The 17,958-nt window shown below is 68.2% G+C and carries 15 protein-coding genes; 5 read left to right on the forward strand and 10 right to left on the reverse strand.

Annotated features, from left to right (window positions below):
• Positions 1 to 53: 53 nt before the first annotated feature.
• Positions 54 to 2,405, forward strand: coding sequence for a putative bifunctional diguanylate cyclase/phosphodiesterase (locus ADBZ9K_RS01210; protein ID WP_526617956.1), 2,352 nt, complete (start codon positions 54 to 56; stop codon positions 2,403 to 2,405).
• Here the strand turns inward: ADBZ9K_RS01210 and msrB are convergent.
• The 4 genes from msrB to ADBZ9K_RS01230 form a co-directional block, all read right to left on the reverse strand.
• Positions 2,365 to 2,775, reverse strand: a complete 411-nt coding sequence (msrB, locus tag ADBZ9K_RS01215) for a peptide-methionine (R)-S-oxide reductase MsrB (protein ID WP_526618223.1) — start codon at positions 2,773 to 2,775, stop codon at positions 2,365 to 2,367. The two genes, ADBZ9K_RS01210 and msrB, sit on opposite strands and share 41 nt — an antisense overlap.
• An 18-nt stretch (positions 2,776 to 2,793) precedes the next feature.
• Positions 2,794 to 4,095, reverse strand: coding sequence for an arabinofuranan 3-O-arabinosyltransferase (gene aftC, locus ADBZ9K_RS01220; protein ID WP_526617957.1), 1,302 nt, complete (start codon positions 4,093 to 4,095; stop codon positions 2,794 to 2,796).
• 20 nt (positions 4,096 to 4,115) lie between these two features.
• Complete coding sequence (locus ADBZ9K_RS01225) at positions 4,116 to 5,636, reverse strand: alpha/beta fold hydrolase (protein WP_526618224.1); 1,521 nt, start codon at positions 5,634 to 5,636, stop codon at positions 4,116 to 4,118.
• A gap of 93 nt (positions 5,637 to 5,729) precedes the next feature.
• The gene (locus ADBZ9K_RS01230; RefSeq protein ID WP_526617959.1) at positions 5,730 to 6,524 is read right to left on the reverse strand and encodes a pyrimidine reductase family protein; all 795 of its coding nucleotides are present in this window, start codon (positions 6,522 to 6,524) and stop codon (positions 5,730 to 5,732) included.
• On the opposite strand from ADBZ9K_RS01230, the gene zapE reads away from it, so the two are divergent.
• Complete coding sequence (gene zapE, locus ADBZ9K_RS01235; protein WP_526617961.1) at positions 6,523 to 7,608, forward strand: cell division protein ZapE; 1,086 nt, start codon at positions 6,523 to 6,525, stop codon at positions 7,606 to 7,608. The two genes, ADBZ9K_RS01230 and zapE, sit on opposite strands and share 2 nt — an antisense overlap.
• Before the next feature lie 8 nt (positions 7,609 to 7,616).
• Here zapE and ADBZ9K_RS01240 read toward each other — a convergent pair whose 3' ends face one another.
• The 4 genes from ADBZ9K_RS01240 to ADBZ9K_RS01255 all read right to left on the reverse strand — a co-directional run bounded on the left by ADBZ9K_RS01240 (position 7,617) and on the right by ADBZ9K_RS01255 (position 13,555).
• On the reverse strand, positions 7,617 to 7,928 hold the full coding sequence (locus ADBZ9K_RS01240) for an STAS domain-containing protein (RefSeq protein ID WP_526617962.1): 312 nt from the start codon (positions 7,926 to 7,928) through the stop codon (positions 7,617 to 7,619).
• Complete coding sequence (locus ADBZ9K_RS01245; protein ID WP_526617964.1) at positions 7,925 to 12,076, reverse strand: SpoIIE family protein phosphatase; 4,152 nt, start codon at positions 12,074 to 12,076, stop codon at positions 7,925 to 7,927. Before ADBZ9K_RS01245 ends, ADBZ9K_RS01240 begins: the two co-directional genes overlap by 4 nt.
• Positions 12,077 to 12,213: 137 nt before the next feature.
• Positions 12,214 to 12,771: a GNAT family N-acetyltransferase gene (locus ADBZ9K_RS01250; RefSeq protein WP_526617965.1), complete on the reverse strand. Its 558-nt coding sequence runs from the start codon at positions 12,769 to 12,771 to the stop codon at positions 12,214 to 12,216.
• A 49-nt stretch (positions 12,772 to 12,820) separates the two neighbouring features.
• Positions 12,821 to 13,555 carry a Clp protease N-terminal domain-containing protein gene (locus tag ADBZ9K_RS01255; protein ID WP_526617966.1) on the reverse strand — a complete coding sequence of 245 codons (735 nt, stop codon included), beginning with the start codon at positions 13,553 to 13,555 and terminating at the stop codon, positions 12,821 to 12,823.
• A 120-nt stretch (positions 13,556 to 13,675) separates the two neighbouring features.
• Here ADBZ9K_RS01255 and ADBZ9K_RS01260 point away from each other — a divergent pair, with 120 nt between their 5' ends.
• Together ADBZ9K_RS01260 and ADBZ9K_RS01265 are read left to right on the forward strand one after the other, a co-directional pair.
• On the forward strand, positions 13,676 to 14,128 hold the full coding sequence (locus ADBZ9K_RS01260; RefSeq protein ID WP_526617968.1) for an SRPBCC family protein: 453 nt from the start codon (positions 13,676 to 13,678) through the stop codon (positions 14,126 to 14,128).
• A 96-nt stretch (positions 14,129 to 14,224) separates the two neighbouring features.
• Positions 14,225 to 16,066 carry an AMP-dependent synthetase/ligase gene (locus tag ADBZ9K_RS01265; RefSeq protein WP_526617969.1) on the forward strand — a complete coding sequence of 614 codons (1,842 nt, stop codon included), beginning with the start codon at positions 14,225 to 14,227 and terminating at the stop codon, positions 16,064 to 16,066.
• Here ADBZ9K_RS01265 and ADBZ9K_RS01270 read toward each other — a convergent pair.
• A complete protein-coding gene (locus tag ADBZ9K_RS01270) occupies positions 16,063 to 16,623 on the reverse strand; it encodes a hypothetical protein (protein WP_526617970.1) in 561 nt (186 codons plus the stop codon). The genes ADBZ9K_RS01265 and ADBZ9K_RS01270 overlap by 4 nt on opposite strands.
• A 234-nt stretch (positions 16,624 to 16,857) precedes the next feature.
• On the opposite strand from ADBZ9K_RS01270, the gene ADBZ9K_RS01275 reads away from it, so the two are divergent.
• Positions 16,858 to 17,385 carry a hypothetical protein gene (locus ADBZ9K_RS01275; RefSeq protein ID WP_526617971.1) on the forward strand — a complete coding sequence of 176 codons (528 nt, stop codon included), beginning with the start codon at positions 16,858 to 16,860 and terminating at the stop codon, positions 17,383 to 17,385.
• A 12-nt stretch (positions 17,386 to 17,397) separates the two neighbouring features.
• Here the strand turns inward: ADBZ9K_RS01275 and ADBZ9K_RS01280 are convergent, their stop codons facing one another.
• Positions 17,398 to 17,841 carry a hypothetical protein gene (locus ADBZ9K_RS01280; protein WP_526617972.1) on the reverse strand — a complete coding sequence of 148 codons (444 nt, stop codon included), beginning with the start codon at positions 17,839 to 17,841 and terminating at the stop codon, positions 17,398 to 17,400.
• Positions 17,842 to 17,958: the final 117 nt, after the last annotated feature.

Consider the following 17,958-nt stretch of genomic DNA (forward strand, 5'->3'; position numbering starts at 1 on the left):
TGTTTGCTAGGCTAGCCTCCTTCGTCGGACGTGATGCGACACGTGGGGGATCTGTGCAAGTGCAGCTCGGCGGTGGCAGGGCGGCCCTTGCGGCGGTGGTGCCCGCGGCTGGTTTGCTGACCGTGGCGGCGGTGGCGCTGGCGAATCAGCCGAGCGGCACTGTTGTGGCCGCGTTCAAGGTCACCCTCACGGTCGCGGCGGTGGCGGCGGCTCTGGTCATGGCCCGCACAGCCGTGCTGGCTTCCGGCCGCACCAGGGCCGCGTGGCTATCGTTGGCGTTCGGTCTCGGTGCGTTTGCCCTGGGGGTCGGAGCCCGAGCCTGGCGCGCGTTGGACGGATACGAAATCCCGTTTCCGTCCGCGATCGACCTTACGCGACTGCTACTTCCGGTCGGTGCGTGCGTCGCTTTGCTGCTGCTGCAGCCGGCTGGTACCGGTGCGCTGTCGCGGCTCCGGCTGCTGCTGGACGGACTGGTGGTGGCCGGATCGTTCGTCATCGTGGCCTGGACCGGGGTTCTCGACGACATCCAGCGTGTCCACGGCGCGGACCAGTTCGCGGTGGCGGCGTCGATGGCGTATCCGATGCCCGATGCGGTGGTGTGTACCGTTGCGCTGCTGGTGTATCTGGCTGCCCTACCGGGTCAGCGACTGACGGTGGGGCTCATCGGGCTGGCCAGCCTCTGCATCGCGATCACCAACGAAATTGCCGTCTATTTCATTGCTGCACAGAACTATTCGGAACATCGCGCCGTCGCGGTCGGTTGGCTGGCCGGACTGTTGTTGTTCATCGCGGTGGGCGTCGCCGGGCGGCACTGGGCGGATCGTGGCACCGCGGTGGCCCAGTCGCCCTCCCAGTTGTCCATGTTGGTGCCGTTTGTGCCCGTGGCGTCGGCGGCGGCGGTCGTGACCTTCATCGAGCTGCCGAACGACGTTCTGCGGGGGCCGCTGTCGATCGCCGGAGTGCTGCTGGTGCTGGCGTTCCTGGCCCGCCAGCTGCTGGTGGTGGGGGAGAACCGGCGACTGTTCAACACCGTTGCGCGGCAGGCGCTGCGTGACCCGCTGACCGGTCTGGCCAACCGCGCTGTCTTCTACGACCGGGTGGGTCATGCCATGCAGATGCGCCAACGCGGTGGCCTGTCGGTTGGGGTCATGGAGCTCGACTTGGACGGTTTCAAACTGTTCAACGACACCCTGGGCCACCACGTCGGCGACGCGTTGCTCACGCTCGTCGGCGAGCGCGTCCTGGGCTCGGTGCGACCCGGCGACACGGCGGCCCGCCTGGGCGGTGACGAGTTCGCCGTTCTTATCGAGGGCAGGGTCGATAACACGACTATCGTGGCGCACCGGGTGGCCGAGGCCTTCGACCGGCCATTCGTCCTCGAGGACCGCGAGATCATGGTTCGACCCAGCATCGGGCTTGCCGTCGCCGCGGCGGACGATGTCGAGGTCGACGCCGAGGAATTGCTGAAACGAGCCGGTATCGCGCTGGATGCGGCCAAGCGGTCGCGCGTGGCGGGCGTCCATGCGTTCACCGCGGAAATGGCAGCCGAGACCTTCGCGGACCGCTCGCCAACTCGGCATCCCACTGTCACCGCCGGTGGCGAGCGGAGTGCGGGGATCCAGCTGCTGGGAGAGCTGCGCCAGGCGGTCGACCACGGCGATCTGGTACTGCTGTACCAGCCGAAGGTCGACCTGCAGACGTTGGACGTCGTCGCGGTAGAGGCGCTGGTGCGCTGGCCGCACCCCCGGCGCGGACTGCTGGGCCCCGAGGAGTTCCTGCCCCTGGTTCGCCAGCACGGGCTGATGGGACCCGTCACCGACCTGGTGGTCAACAAGGCCCTCGATGATGCGCTGGTCTGGCAGGTGGCCGGGTTCGATGTTCCGGTGGCGGTCAACATCTCGGCGCCGTCGCTGGCCACCATGCGGTTGGCCGGCACGATCGCCGCGGCCCTGGCGGCGCGCGGTGTGGCCGCGTCCTCGGTGATCGTCGAGATCACCGAGGACCTGTTCCTGGACAGTATGGATCGAACGCGACTGCTGCTGGACGAATTGCGGCGCAACGGAATCCGGATCGCCATCGACGACTTCGGCAGCGGCTACTCGGCGCTGTCCTATCTCCTCGAGCTGCCGGTCGACCAGGTGAAACTGGATCGCAAATTCGTCGCGCCCATCACCACCGATCCGCGGGCGGCGGTGGTGGTGCGAGCCGTGGTCGGCCTCGCCCACGAACTGGGCCTGATAACCGTCGCCGAGGGCATTGAAGACGCCGGCACGCTGGAGCGGCTTCGCGAATACGGCTGCGATGTCGGGCAGGGTTACTACTTCAGCCCGCCCACCGAACTCGACGGGCTCATCCCGATGCTCGCTAATCCTCCGTGGGCACCAGGCGCAGCGAGATTGAATTGATGCAGTAGCGCTGATCGGTCGGCGTCGGGTAACCCTCGCCGCTGAACACGTGGCCGAGGTGGCTGTGGCAGTGCGCGCACAGCACCTCCACCCGGTGGGTGCCCAGCGAGTCGTCGGGCCGCAGGATCACCGCGTCGGAGTGCGACGGGTCGAAGAACGAGGGCCACCCGCAGTGCGACTCGAATTTCTCTGTACTGCGGAACAATTCGGTGCCGCATGCCCGGCAGACGTAGACGCCTTCGGTCTTGCTGTCGGTGTACTCGCCGGTGAACGGCCGCTCGGTGCCGGCCTGGCGGAGCACGGCGTACTCCTGCGGGCTCAGCCGCTTACGCCACTCGTCGTCGGTCAGTTCGAGCTTCGGAGCAGGAATCGAACTCATGCTCCCACGCTAGCGCACCCCGCTCGGTGGTCGAACCGGCTCGGGGTGCAGCCACGGCGGGTCAATGCCGTCGGCAAGCCGATCCTGCGCCTTGGCGTCGGCGTAGCGGAAGTACAGCACGCAGAACACCACCACCAGCATCAGGGACCAGCCGTAGGTGATCTTCATGTACTCCAGGAACCGTCCGGTTGTCGGCCAGCGCCACATCAGCCAGCGGTCCATCGTCAAGAACCCGTAGGTGGCCAGCCACGCCGGCCAGTTGCGCACCACCGAGTTCGGCAGCACCACCGTCATCAGGAACGGGAACAGCATCATCGAGTAGTAGCCCTGGGCCAGCGACAGCACCAGCCACGACGCGATCAACAGCACGCCAGAGGAGGTCAGCATCCAGAACAGCGGATCGCGCTGGTGGTAGTAGCGGTACAGCAGCCACAGGCTGGCCACCGCCAACGCCAGGAACAGCACCCGCAGCGCGAGGATCAGCCACATCGGCAGGCCGTAGTACACCCCGTTGCCCAGCACCGAGCTGTTGAAATAGTCGCGGGTCGAGAAGATGTAGGGCAGTGTGCGTTTGACGAAATCCATCGGGTCGGCCACCAGCGGCCAGGCCGCGATGTTGAATAGCAGCGGCACCGCGACCGCGGTCACCAGAACTCGCCACTGCCGGTTCAGCAGCGGTAGCAGCAGCAACACTCCGAGTACCGGTTTGACCACCAGCGACAACCCGATCACCACGCCGGCCCACCACTGGTGACCGACCTTGCCGTCGAGCAGCCAGCGGAAGAACAGCACCTCGCACAACAGGATGCAGCCGTTGATGTTGGTGAACACCAGTGTGTTGGTCACCGATTCGGTGCAGAACATCGCCAGCAGCAGGGCCGGCAGCGCCACCGAGGTCAGCGCGAGGTTGAACAACCGCACCAGCAGGCAGGCCGCGATGATCATCGCCACCGTGTTGAAGAACACGAACCAGTTGTGCGAGGCGAAGACCGGCAGATAGCCGAACGGCGCCATCAACAGCGTGCCGCCCGGCGGGTAAAGATAGTGCGGGTCGACGTGGTCGAAGTGCTCGTTGTAGATGTCCAGGCCGCGGCGGAAGTTCGACACCGCCCGGTAGACGGGGCCGAAATCGTCGGTGATGTAACCATTCGTCGACAGCACGTAGCTGCGATGAATGATCGACATGATCGCGATGGGCCACAGCGCCGAACGCAGAATTGCCGAAGTGCTCGGGGGGCTGGTCCGCGGGCCGAATGCATTCCTCAGGCCGGACCGTAGTGATTCAGCTACCGCCACGTCCGCACCGTACACCGGTGCGCCGCGTCCGCCGGTCAGGCGGGGCAGTAGGTGTCGGTCGACGGCATGGTGCCGCTGTCGAGATAACCCATCATCGGCGGTAGCGCACAGGCGGAGTAGATGCTGGCGCCATGCCCGATGCCCTGCCACATCACCCGCTTGCTGGCAGCGCCGGCGTTGATGATGGTGGCTGCCGAGGCGGGAACACCCTGGTTGCCGACGATCGGGTCGTCCTGCACGCCCATCAGCAGCACGTTCACCTTGAGGTTCTTGGGTTCCTTGGGTGCGGCACCGCTGGGCCAGTTCAGGCACTTCACCAGGTTGAGCGCGCCGACGGTGCCGAACTGCGGGTAGAGCTTGCCCCAGGCCACGACGAGTTCGCGGACCCGGTCGGGGGTCGGGCGGTTCAAGGCATCGCTGCAGGAGTTGACGAACTGGCCGTCGCTGTCGCGGGTCGCCTCGGCCTGGTTGATGAGGCTGTTGAGCTGGTTGGTGTCGCCGGCGCGCGCAGCGGCCAGGGTGTTGGCCAGGCTGACCGTGCTGCCGATGCGGTCGCCGCTGGGGAAGCCCAGTGCGGTCACGATCGCGTTGGCCAGGACCGCCACCGACACCCCGCCGGGGCCGCGGCCGGCGCGCGCGGCGGCCAGCAGCCCGTCGATGGCCCCCTTTGGGTCGGGGCCGAGCGCGCAGTTGACCGCGACGCACTGCGTCGCAAACGCGTCGAGGGCGGCCTGCTGGCCCTTGACCTGTTCTTCGGCGGCGGCTTCGGCGTTCACCCCGGCCGGAATGGGGGAGTCGAGTACCAGCCGGGCCACCTTCTCGGGGTGCGACCCGGCGTAGGCCAGCGCGATCTGCGCGCCGTTGCCCACGCCGACCAACGCCAGCGCCGGCACGTCCCAGGTGCTGCGCAGGCGCTCGAGGTCTTCGGCGGCGCGTGAATTGTCATAGGCCGAGTCACCGGGGGCGATGGTGTCGGTGCAGCTGGTGGTCGCGGTCATCGTGATCGCGCCCAGGTTGGCCACCGGGTCGTCGCCGGACTCGAACTGCGCCTGGTCGCGCATCTCCTGGCGGTCGAACGCGTCGCGGCAGTCCACCGGGCTGGACATGCCGATTCCGCGGCGGTCCACCGAGACGATCGGGTGGCTCTTGAGCACGTCGGCGCCCGAGCGGGACAGCCACACCGGCAGCTGCATCGACGACGGGATGTCGGTGCCGGTGGTGAACACCAGCGGCCCGGCGTCGGGCGGGGTCTGCACCGAGCGCGCGCGCACCACCCCGATGCTGACCGTTCCGGTGGCACCGGCGATGGGATCGAGGTCGGCGTCGTAGGTGGCGCACTCGAGGATGACTCCCGGCGCGGGCGGGGCGCCGGCGTCACCGAACACCCGCGAGGTGCAGTCTTTCCACTGCAACTCGTTCTTGGGCACCGCGATTGCCGGGGGGCCGCCGTCCGCCTTGACGGTGGTGGGGGCGCCGGTCGGGTTGTGGGCCGAATCGCTCGCGAATTGCGGGTTGGCGGCCAGCCACGGGGCACATCCGGTCAGCAAAGCCGTCATTGCCGCAGTGCCGAGGCTGACTACGGCCTGGGAGGCCCAGACCCGACGATCGCGCATGCCCACCACAGTAGCGACCTCGACCGCCGCTATCGGTCAGCCGACGCGCGCGTAGCGCCCGTACAGGTAGCCCTCGTCGTCGGCGAGCAGGTGCCGGCGCTCGAGGTGGACCAGCACGTGCCCCTGTCCGGTGGCGATGCGCGGCGCGGAGCCGCCCACGAGCATCGGCGCTGTGGTCAGGCACAGCTCGTCGAGCAGGCCGTGCTCGATGAACGTGCCGGTCAGGGTGGGACCGCCCTCGCACAGCACCCGGCGCAGCCCGCGATCGGCCAGCACGCCCAGCGCCACCGCCGGGTCGACCTCGCCCGCATCGGCGCCCGAGCACGCGATCACCTCGGCCGCCGCGCCCAGCAAGGACTGCGCATCGGCCGCGGCGGCGTCGCTGGTGAGCACCAGGGGCGGCACCTCGGTACGGGTCAGCACCGGCAGGTCACGCTCGAGGCGCCCGGAGCGGGTGACCAGGGCGATGGGCGGCACCTCGGCCTGGCCTCGCCGCTGCCGGTCGCCGCGCTGGGCGACGGTCAGCTGGGCGCCCCCGTAATTCTCGGCGCGGGCGGTGCCGGCACCGACGACGATGACGTCGGCCAGCTCGCGCAGCACCCGGAAGAGCCGGCGGTCTCCGGAACCACCCAGCCCGCCCGATGTCCCGTCGGTAGCCGCCCCGCCGTCGAGGCTGGTGATGGCGTTGCCGCGGACCCAGCAGCGGGCCAGGTCGCGGGGGTAGGCGTAGAGCTCGCTGAGACGGTCGTCGCTGAGAGGCCCCGCTCCCTCGCCGCGCCCCAGCAGTGTGAAGTGCGTCCCATCCGGGTCGTCGGGGCGTGGGTCGGGCATGCCAACGATTGCAGCACGTCGATACAGTTCCCGCATGGACCGCCCCACCACGCAGGCCCCGGGGCAGGTGGGCCACCTCGTCGACCGTCATCCGACGGTCTCCCCGGAACGGCTGATCTCCCAGCTGGTGCCGCCGCCCACCTTCGCCGACGTCAGCTTCGACACCTATCGGCCCGATCCCGCCGAGCCGACCCAGGCCGCCGCGGTCGACGCGTGCCGGGCGTTCTGCGAGGAGGCCGGGCGTCGTCGGGCCGGCAAGAAGAAACTGTTCGGCAAGCGAGAGACCCTTCCCGGCGTCGGCATCTACCTCGACGGCGGATTCGGCGTCGGCAAGACTCACTTGCTGGCCTCGGCCTACCGGCAGTTGCCCGACTCCGCCGAGCACCCCCGGGCGTTCGCGACGTTTGGTGAGCTCACCCAGCTGGCCGGGGTGTTCGGGTTCGTCGAGTGCATCGAGCTGCTGGCCGACTACGTGCTGGTCTGCATCGACGAATTCGAACTCGACGATCCGGGTAACACCACGCTGATCTCGCGGCTGCTGTCCCAACTCGTCGAACGCGGTGTGTCGATCGCCGCGACGTCCAACACCCTGCCCGAGCAGCTGGGCGAGGGCCGCTTCGCCGCACAGGATTTCCTGCGCGAAATCAACACCCTGGCAAGAATTTTCACCACCGTGCGGATCGAAGGCCCGGATTACCGGCACCGCGGCCTGCCGCCGGCACCCGAACCGCTGTCCGACGCGCAGGTGGCGGGCCGGGCCGTCGAGACGGCGGGCGCCACCCTCGACGACTTCGACGCGCTGTGCGCGCACCTGGCGACGATGCACCCCTCGCGCTACCTGACCCTGATCGAGGGGGTGCGGTGCGTCTACATCACCGGTGTGCACCCGATCGACGACCAGAACGTGGCGCTGCGCCTGGTGGCGCTGACCGACCGCCTCTACGATGCGGGCGTCCCGGTGGTGGCCTCCGGGGCCAAGCTGGACACCATCTTCTCCGAGGAGATGCTGGCCGGCGGCTACCGCAAGAAGTACCTGCGCGCGACGTCTCGGCTGTTGGCGCTGACCAACCCCGGCGGACTGTAGAACCCCGGTTAACTCGAGTGCGGCGCCTGGCGAACCTTGGCCAACTCGGCCAGGCCGCTGACCGCAAGCACCCGCATCAGCATCCGATTGGCGACGATCTCCAGCGATTCGGCATGGGGCACAAGGGCGTTGATCGCGGCGCTGTCCAGGTACTCGACGCCCGTGAGGTCGACGATGACGGTGTCGACGGTGCTTGCGGTGGCGGCCGTGACCGCCTCGGCGAACCCGGTGACATTGCTTGCGTCGATCTCCCCGGCGGCCGCCACCACGAGCCGGCCGTCGGTTCCGCGCTCGGTGCGCAGGGTCAGTGGCGTGCTCATCGGCGGATCCTGGTGGACAGCCTGACGGTGGTGCCCGTGTCTTGCGGAACGATCGACACATCTTCCATGAGCGCGCGCATGATCTGGATTCCACGACCGCGGTGGGTGTAACCGGACTGCTTGGGTTTCCACGACCCGGTGTCGGTGATGGTCAGGTGCAGCAGGTCGACCTCCGAGGTCGCGTGCAAGGTGATGGTGCCGCCCGCGGTGTGGCGGTAGCCGTGTTCGATGGCGTTGGTGACGGCCTCACCGGCGGCGACGAGCACGTCCTGGGCCTGATCGGGGTCGATACCGGCGGCGGTCAACCATTCCCGCAGTGCGGCGCGGGCCGGAGCCAGATGCAGTGGGTCGGCCGGGATGGTGACCTCCAGGGGAACCGGGTGGCGGTACAGGAGCAGGGCGACGTCGTCCTGATATCCGCCGAGCGGTGCCAGTACCGACATGATCTGATCGGCCAGCGGATCCAGGTCCATCGCGCCGTCGTCGCGAATGAGCTTGGCGGCGCGGGTGATTCCGTCATCGAGCGAGAGGCGTCGCCGCTCGACCAGGCCGTCGGTGTAGAGCAGCAGCGTTGCCTGCGCCGGTATGGTCACCTGCGCCTGGGGCCGGACCCGTTCCGGGCGGATTCCCAGCGCGATGGAATGACCGCCCTCGAGCAGTTGGGTGGTGCCATCGGCGCAGACCAGAATCGGCGGTGGGTGTCCGGCGCTGGAGTACCACAGCTCACCGGTATCGGGATCCAGTACGGCACAGAAGGCGGTAGTGGACTGTGCACCCGGCAGTCGGCTGGCGAAGCGATCCAGGCCGGTCAACGTCGCGGCGGGGCTGGCCCGCTCCAGCAGGAGCGCCCGGCAGGCGCTGCGCAGCTGCCCCATGACGGTGGCCGCGGCCAGGTCGTGGCCGACGCAGTCGCCGACCACCAGGGCGATGCGCCCGTCGTCGAGGGCGACGACGTCATACCAGTCACCGCCGACCTGCAACGGATGCGACGCGGGCTGGTAGCGCACCGCGAACCCGGCCGGCAGGTCAGCCGGGCCGAGGATTGAATGCTGCAGTGTCAGAGCGGTTTCGCGCTGTTGGTCGAGCTGGTGAACGCGCTGCAGCCCTTGCCCGAGGCGCCCGGCGAGCACGGTGAGCAAGGTCTGGTCTTCGGCGGTGAAAGGTCGTTGCTCGGGCAGGTCGATCCAGATGACGAGGATGCCGCGCGGGTGCTGCAGCGCGATGCCCGCCGACCCGGGATTGCCGGTGTCGACGGTCAGCAGATCGCCGCTGGCGCCCAGCGCGGTGATCCGGCTGCGGGTATCGGCCGGCAGGTCATCCCACCGCACGGCGCCGGCGTCGGCGATCACGTCCGGGACGGTCGATCTGGGCTCCAGCGAGCCATTGTCGGTGGCGAAGATCGCGGCCAGCACCCGCGTGGCCGACCACTGTCCGCGCACCTGATCCATTGTGGCCCGAAGTGCGTCGTCAACCCGGTCGGCTTGGGCCAGTTGCTGATTCAGCGTGGCAAGGGCCTTCTGGCGTTGCACGTTGTAGTGCTCGGCGGTGACGTCGCGGAACGTTCCGACCATGACACTGCGACCCGTCTCGGGGTCCTCGGCGTGGGCGATGTTGGCGGTGATCCACAGCCGGTGGCCGTCGCGGTGGGTGACCGGCACCGTGTAGCTGCCGTGCGGGCGGTCGGCGATGCCCGCGAAGGCGTCGACGATCTGCCGATGGGCCTCGGGCTCGGTGTCCGGATCCGGCCACCACGGGTGCAGGGGCTGGTAGGGCAGATCCTCGGGGCCATAGCCGACGATGTCGGTGAACGCGTTGTTGACCTCGATCACGGCGCCGACCTCGTCACAGACGAAGAACGCCTCCTGCAGCGAATCCACCAGCGCCGTGCGCCATCGGGTGTGATGGTTACGCAGCCGGGCCAGTTCGATGTTCGCCCGCACCCGCGCCAGCAGTTCGGCGGCAGCGAACGGCTTGACCAGATAATCATCGGCACCGGCGTGCAGGCCTTCGATGGAAGCCTCCTGCCCGGCCCGGGCCGACAGCAGCAACACCGGGACGCCGACGGTGTGTGGGTCGGCCCGCAACGCCGCGACCAATGCCAGCCCGTCCAGTCGCGGCATCATCACGTCGCTGACCACCAGATCGGGGAGATCGGTGCGGATACGGTCGAGTGCGTAGCGGCCGTCGGTCACCGCGTCGACCTGATAGCCGGCACCACGCAGCAGCCGCACCAGGTATTCGCGCATGTCGGCGTTGTCGTCGGCGACCAGCACCCTGGCTGGGGCACTGAGCGCCTTCGGCGTGCCGAGCGCGCCATCCGGGGTGTCATCGGCGTCGTCGGCGCGCCCGCCGTCAGCCGGAAGCCAGCGCAGTGCTTCCTGCACATAGGGTTCGGCGATACCGGAGGAGGGTCGCACCGGCCCGGGTGCGGTGAGCGCGTCGGCGGGCAGGTGGCCGGCACCCAGCGGGAGCCGAACGGTGAATGTAGTGCCGGCGCCTTCGGCGCTCTCGGCGGCGATGGTGCCCCCGTGGACGCCGACGAGTTCCTTGACCAGAGCCAGCCCGATTCCGCTGCCCTCGGTGGAGCGGGCGCGGGCGCTCTCGATCCGGTGGAACCGCTCGAACAGTCGGGGCATTTCCGCGGCAGGCACACCGATCCCGGTGTCGGTCACACTGACGACGGCTTGGCTGCCGTCGTTGCGCACCCGGACGGTGATCGATCCGTCGAAGGTGAACTTCAGCGCGTTCGACAACAGGTTCAGGACCACCTTCTCCCACATGTCGTGGTCGAGGTACACCGGCTCGCCGCCGGGCGGGCAATCCACCACCAGCGTCAGCCCGGCGCGTTCGATGGCCGAGCGGAACACGCTGGCCAGCTCGGCGGTCACCTCGGCCAGGTCGACCGGCTCGTAGTGGGCCTGCATCCGGCCGGCCTCGATGCGAGAGAAGTCCAGCAGGGTGTTGACCAGCTTGGCCAGGCGTAACCCGTTGCGATGCACGACGTCCAATTCGCGACGGGCGTCGTCGTCGACGCCGGTGGAACGACCGCGTAACTCGGCCACCGGGCCCAGGATCAACGTGATGGGCGTTCGGAATTCGTGGCTGATGTTGGAGAAGAACGTCGTCTTGGCTCGATCGAGTTCGGCGAGTTCCTCGGCTGGGCGCTGCTGGGCGCGGTAGCTGCGGGCGCTGGAGATCCCCGTCGCGATATGGCCCGCGACGAGTTTGATGAAGCCGCGGTACTCCTCGTCGAGCGGACGGAAGCGGTTCAGCGCGGCCACCATGAATCCGGACGGGGCGGTGCCCTGCGCCCGCAACGGCTTCACCAGCGCTTGCTGTGGTGGCTGCTGCCACTGCCCGGTCGGCAGGTCGCCGAAGGCCGGGCCGTCGAGGTTGACCAGCACCGACTCGCCGAGGGCCGGCTCGGCCAGCGGCCACAGCGGCGCCGCGTCGGCGGTCAGCGTCGGCGGTGCGGCGGGATGGCCAGGGGCTATTCCGCTGAGTCCGGCCAGCCGCGCGGAACCGTCGGCCTCGAACAGATAGGTCAGGCAGAACGGCAGATCGCGAGGATTGCGTTCGAGCTGGCGGGCGGCGAACGTCAGCATCTCCTGCTCGGTACGCACCACCGACGGGTCGGAGCCGAGGTCGCGCAGCGTGGCCATCCGCCGCTCGCCGATCACCCGGTCGGTGTCCTCGCTGACCACGCACAGCATGCCGACCACGTGTTCGGTGTCGTCGCGCAGCGGGCTGTAGGAGAAGGTGTGATAGGTCTCCTCGGGGTAGCCCGAGCGCTCCAGGAACAGCAGCAGTCCCTCGTCCCAGGTGGCTTCGGCCGTCGCCAGTACCCGCTCGATGCGCGGGCCGATGTCGTCCCAGATCTCGGCCCATACTTCGCGGGCCGGGCGGCCCAGTGCCCAGGGGTATTTGCGGCCCAGGGTGTCGCGCCGGTAGGCGGCGTTGCAGAAGAAGGTCAGTTCCGGGCCCCAGGCCATCCACATCGGGAACTTCGAGGAGAGCAGGATGCTCACGGTCGTGCGCAAACTCTGCGGCCAGTCGGCTGGCGGGCCCAGCGGCGTCGCCGACCAGTCAACCCGGGCCAGGTCGGCTCCGACCTCGTCGTCGGCGCCGAAGACTGATCCAACTACCACCAAGCGTCCTTTCGCCGAGGCCCTGACTTCATGGTGGGCCGGCAGCCATACTCGCGCTCGGCCTACTGCGATCAGCCAACGAGTTCACAGTACGAGACTTCGATAAACCAGGTGCGGTGTCCAGCAAATGCCGGGACTCAGAGCGGGCGCACCATCACGAAGTCGTCCTCGATGTGCCGGCCGAGCCGAAACGTCTTGGTGCCCTCGACGGTGAAACCGTTCTTGAGGTAGAACCGTTGCGCCCGCTGGTTTTTCTGGTTGACCCCCAGCCACATGCTGAGCGCTCCGGCCGCAGTGACCCGGCGGACGGCGGTGTCGATCAGGGCGGCCGCCACTCCTGACCCGTGGCTGTCGGGCAGCACGTAGATCTTCGAGAGCTCCGTCGCGGGCCGGACGCGCACCGCCCGGGCGACGTCTGGATCGTGGCCGACGCCGTCGATCAGGATGGCGTAGCCGAGGATGCGGTTTCCGGCGCGGGCCGCCAGCACGACGCGGGACGGGTCGCTCAGGTACTCGGCGAAACGGTCACGGGACAGCTGGGCGGCGACGAAGGCCGCGACGTCCTCGGGTGCCACGGTGGCCGGGCAGGCCAGTGGGAAGGTGGCGGCGGCCACCGCGGCCAGTTCGCCGACATCGGTGTCGGTCGCCTCGGTGACCGACACCGGGTCAAAGCTGTTGGGGCCGAGGCCGATCACCGAACCGCCTGGGACATCGGCTCACGGTAACAGTCGCCGAGCGGGCGGGTCAGGTCTGTTGGGCTGCGGTGATGGTGGCCAGGGTTTGTGCGATGTCGGCTTCGAGACGGGTCTTGTCGATGCCGAGCCGGTGCAGGGTGCCGTCATCGTCCTCGGCCTCGATCAGGGCCAGCAGGATGTGTTCGGTGCCGATGTAGTTGTGGCCGAGCCGCAACGCTTCGCGGAAGGTCAGTTCCAGCACCTTGCGGGCCTGGGTGTCGAAGGGCACCAGCTCGGGCACCGGGTCCACCGGTGCCGGGAGGGAGATCGCGGCCCGTACCGCGTCGGCGCTGACCTGCTGGGCCGCCAGCGCCGTGGTTGCCAGGGCGCCCGGGTCGGTGAGCAGGCCCAGTAGCAGGTGGTCGGCGGTGATCTCGGCATTGCCCGCCTCGTGGGCGGCGTTCTGCGCGGCGACGACGGCGCCGCGGGCACGCGGGGTGAACCGGCCGAACCCCTGGCCGGGGTCGAGGTCGTTGGCGTCCACCTGTGCCATCTTGGGCACGAATCGCTTCTGCGCTGCCTGTTTGGTGACGCCCATGCTCTTGCCGATCTCGGTCCAGGAGGCTCCCGAGCGGCGGGCTTGGTCGACGAAATGACCGATCAGATGGTCGGACAGTTCACCGAGTGATTCGGCGGCCAGCACCGCATCGGTCAGTTGATCGAGCGGTTCGTGGTGCACCCGCTTGATCACGCCGATCAGGTCGTCGAGCCGGACGGGATAGGCGATGGTGGTCGGCTGCTCCATATCGTCAACTGTAGGTTGACGTCCGTGACCCGTCAACCGTGGGTTGACGAGCCTTCGGGCGGGTGTGGTCTGGGCTGTACTGGGTACCCGTCGTAGCGACCCAGACAGGCAGGGAGATTCATGCCCACCAGCGTTACTCGTGACATCGCCGCGCCGCGGGCCCGGGTGTGGGAGGTGCTGGCCGACGGCTGGACCTACTCCCAGTGGGTCGTCGGCAACAGTCGGATGCGGGCCGTCGACACCGACTGGCCGGCGCCGGGGACCCGCATCCTGCACTCCATCGGTGTCTGGCCGGCGGTCATCGACGACGAGACGGTGGTGCTGCGCTGCACACCCGAGGAGGAGTTGGTGCTGCTGGCTCGGCTCGGGCCCGCAGGTGCGGCGCGAATCACGTTGCGGCTCAATGATATCGACGGCGGATGCCGGGTCGAGATGGCCGAGGTTGCCGTCGAGGGCCCGATGAGGTTTGTGCCCAACCGGCTGCAACTCGCCGGAATCTGGCCGCGCAACCGGGAGTGCACCTGGCGGCTTGCCAACCTCGCCGAGAACCGGGCGCCCGTCGAATTCGACTAGCCGCGGCCGGTGTCTGCGTCGCGTTCGGGCCCAACGTATGGGCCCGGCTTGCTCATTCCGCCTCCGAGTGCCCAGGACGCTCAATAAACTCGCGGCATGGCAGGCCAGCACAAGTCCCAAGAGCGGCCCGACATGAGCAGGATTGACAACCGGGCCCCGTCGGTGCCCCGGATGTTCCTCGATCGCGTCGCGGCTACCCCCACTGCGGAAGCGTTCCGCTACCCCGACCACGACGGATGGACCAGCGTCACCTGGCAACAGGTCGGGGATCGCGTCGAACTGATCGCCGCGGGCCTGATTTCGCTGGGCATCAACCCCGAGGATCGGGTGGCGCTGGCCTCGGCGACCCGCTACGAGTGGGTGGTTGTCGACTTCGGCATCTTGTCGGCCGGGGCGGCCACGACGACGGTGTACCCGACCACCAACGGCGAGGACGTCGCCTTCATCGTCGCCAACTCCGGCAGTCGCATCGTCGTCGCGGAGAATCAGACCCAGGTCGACAAACTCCTTGCCCACCGGGACGAGCTGCCCGCGGTCGAGAAGGTCGTCATCATCGACGGCAACGGCGACGGCGACTGGGTGATCACGCTCGAGGAGCTGGAACAACTCGGCAAGCAGCTGCTGGCCGACACGCCGGCCGCGGTGACCGAGCGGGTCGACGCGATCCACCCCGATCAGCTGGCGACGCTCATCTACACCTCGGGCACCACCGGCAAGCCCAAGGGGGTGCGGCTCAATCACGAGGCGTGGACCTACACCGCGGCCGCCATCGATTCGCTGCACGTGCTCAACGACAAAGACCTCAACTATCTGTGGCTGCCGCTGGCGCATTCGTTCGGCAAGGTGATGCTGGCCCTGCCGCTGGTGATCGGATTCCCCACCGTCATCGACGGCCGGGTCGACAAGATCGTCGAGAACCTGGCGATCATCCGGCCGACCATCATGGGCGCGGTCCCGCGCATCTTCGAGAAGGTGCACGGCCGGATCACCGAGATGATGGCCGAAGAGGGCGGGATCAAGAAGCGCCTCTTCGACTGGGCCATCGAGGTCGGCCTGCAGGTCTCACGCGCCAAGCAGTCCGGGCACCGGATCGGGCCCGCGTTGGCGTTGCAGCACAAGCTTGCCGACCGGCTGGTGTTCACCACCATCCGCGACCGGTTCGGCGGACGGCTGCGCTTCTTCATCTCGGGTTCGGCCGCGCTGGACCGTGATGTGGCCCAGTGGTTCGACGCCGTCGGCGTCATCGTGCTGGAAGGATACGGGCTGACCGAGACGTCGGCGGCGTCGTCGCTGAATCGCCCGCACGCTTACCGGTTCGGCACGGTGGGGTGGACCTTCCCCAATACCGACGTCAAGATCGCCGACGACGGCGAGATCCTGCTCAAGGGCCCGGGCGTCATGAGCGGCTACCACGACCTGCCCGACGCCACCGCCGAGGCGATCGACGCCGACGGCTGGTTCCACACCGGCGATATCGGCGAGCTCGACGCCGAGGGCTTCCTGCGGATCACCGATCGCAAGAAGGACATGTTCAAGACCTCGCAGGGCAAGTACGTCGCGCCCTCGGCCATCGGAGCGATGTTCAAGGGTCTGTGTCCGTTCGCCAGCGAGATCATCGTCTACGGCGAGGGCAAGCCGTACTGCGTGGCTCTGGTGAGCCTCGACGGTGAGGCGATCCGGGAATGGGCTGATCGGAACGGTTTGGCGGACAAGTCATTTGACGAGATCGCCCGTGACCCGAAGACCAAGGAGATGATCGAGGGGTACGTCGAGACCCTCAACAAGCACCTCAACCGGTGGGAACAGGTCAAGCGTGTTTCCATCATCGACCGTGAATTGACGGTCGAGGCAGGTGATTTGACACCGAGTCTCAAGCTCAAGCGCAAGGCGGTCGTGGAGAACTTCCACGACAACATCGACCAGCTCTACAGCCGCTAGGCGGTTCCGGAGCGCGTCGCCCTGGCGCGGACGTGGTTGGGATACCACGACGTGAACGCCGCCGCTGCGATCAACGCCGCGTAACTGAATGTGTGGCAGGCCCATTCGGGCAGCGCATGCTTCATCAGGGCCCAGGCGATCGCGGTGTTCACCGTGAACACCGACGTCCACACCGCGCTGAGCTGGACGTTGACCCGGATGAACGTGGGGTCGTTCCACTTCGAGGGGTCGGTGTGGGCGCGGGCGTATTCGAGGGTGAACGGCCTGCCGAGCGCCAGGGTGGCCCAGGAGCCCAGCGCCAGCGCGCCGTTGGCCAGCACGCCGAGGTGGCGGACGGTCCAGATGTTGTGGAACACGAGCACCGCCACGGTGGCCGCGGTGAAGAAGACCAGCCCGACCCACATGATGATGCCGCGATGCAGTTTGAGGCCGGCCATCACCACCGAGAGGATCAATGCCGCGCCGAGCCCGATCTCGACTCTGGCCATGGTGTCCCTGGCGATGATCAGGAACGCGATCCACGGGGCGAAGGACAGCAGCAGTTTCACGAATGACACGGCGGGGCCCTTCGCTCGGGTGCCGGGTCATGCAGGCCGCCCTGCACCGGCTCGCGCGGCGCCGCCGCATCCCGATACTGGGGTAGCACCGAGAACCTCCCGGGGTTGGCGTCGACGAGTCGATTCAGCCCGCCTGGCGCGTCGCGCGGAAGGGGCGATGGTCCCGGGTCCTGACATCGTTCGTCATGTCACCGCGGGCCTAACATCGACGTAGTGTTCGGCGATGAGGATGGTGTGAGGGTGAAGCTTGCGATGCGGCGAAGCGGCGTGGTGCTGGTCGCCGCGGCGGCACTGAGCGCCCTGGCCGGCGCGCCGGCGCACGCCGACCGATCCGCGCCGGTGGCCGGTGAGCCGTGCCCGGCGGACTTCGACACCGTCATGACGCAACTGCCCAGCGGCCGCGACTACCTGGTCTGCCAGGCCGGACCGGGCGGGTCGGGGGCCTGGGCGCCGGTCGACACGCCGTTCCCGCCGAACAGCAGATGGCTGAGCTACGGGCCCGCGATGACGTTGCACGGCCAGGGGTTTCGCAATCCGAACTTGAGGTCGGGGGCGTGGACTGCCATCCCGCTGGAGCCGGACGCGGTTTGTGGCGCCGAGCAGGTCGCGGTGGTGGCTGCGGGAGTCCTTGCCCCGCCGGAGGTTTCGCAGGGCGAACCGGGTCAGCCGTTGATGCTGGCCGTGCTGCCCAAGCTGTTCACGGTGGTGCTGAGCGGTAATTGCCTGTGGTCTGAGGACCAGCCTCCGCCGATCGGCTGGTAGCCGGTAGCCTTCTCAGCCATCGCGGATCTGCTCGAAGATGATGTCTCGCATCTGCTGGCGCGACAGCATGTACACCACGTCGGCTTCCCGCCGTTTGGCGTCGAAGACGAAGCCCTGTCGCAGACCCGGGTGCAGGGGAGCGGCTTTGTCGACCGGGCGCGTGCAGCGGCCGTTGCGGCAGCCGAGCAGTGTCCACGTGCCGTTTCGGTGGAAGGCCACGTGCATGCAGGTGATGGCCGCCCCGGGAAACTGCTCGGTGCAGATCTGGAACACCCATCCCTTTTTCGCCAGCAACCCCTCAAGTCGGACCCGTCTGCGTCTGCGCCGCCTGCACTCGGCGGCGACCTCGGGGCCGAGGACGTCCAGCGAATCGCGGCATACGTCCCATTGGCGCTGACGTTCAGCATCCTCGGCCGCTGTGCGAGCCCGGATCTGCATCGCTCGATCGGTGTCCACGGGCGGACGATAAGTCCACGGGTCAAGACCACTGAGTGAATCGGCAGTAAAAGACGAATGGCCGGAAAATTAACGGAGGGTGAACGAGTGGTCTCCAGGGGCGGGCGGCTAGTGGCC

This window comes from Mycobacterium sp. (assembly GCF_965229265.1).
Taxonomy (GTDB): Bacteria; Actinomycetota; Actinomycetes; order Mycobacteriales; family Mycobacteriaceae; genus Mycobacterium.

Excerpts from the sequence above, each read along its gene's own strand:
- ADBZ9K_RS01225 (WP_526618224.1), bottom strand. The coding sequence starts at position 5,636 with ATGACGGCTTTGCTGACCGGATGTGCCCCGTGGCTGGCCGCCAACCCG.
- zapE (WP_526617961.1), top strand. The coding sequence starts at position 6,523 with ATGCCAACGATTGCAGCACGTCGATACAGTTCCCGCATGGACCGCCCC.
- ADBZ9K_RS01230 (WP_526617959.1), bottom strand. The coding sequence starts at position 6,524 with ATGCCCGACCCACGCCCCGACGACCCGGATGGGACGCACTTCACACTG.
- ADBZ9K_RS01240 (WP_526617962.1), bottom strand. The coding sequence starts at position 7,928 with ATGAGCACGCCACTGACCCTGCGCACCGAGCGCGGAACCGACGGCCGG.
- ADBZ9K_RS01255 (WP_526617966.1), bottom strand. The coding sequence starts at position 13,555 with ATGGAGCAGCCGACCACCATCGCCTATCCCGTCCGGCTCGACGACCTG.
- ADBZ9K_RS01260 (WP_526617968.1), top strand. The coding sequence starts at position 13,676 with ATGCCCACCAGCGTTACTCGTGACATCGCCGCGCCGCGGGCCCGGGTG.
- ADBZ9K_RS01265 (WP_526617969.1), top strand. The coding sequence starts at position 14,225 with ATGGCAGGCCAGCACAAGTCCCAAGAGCGGCCCGACATGAGCAGGATT.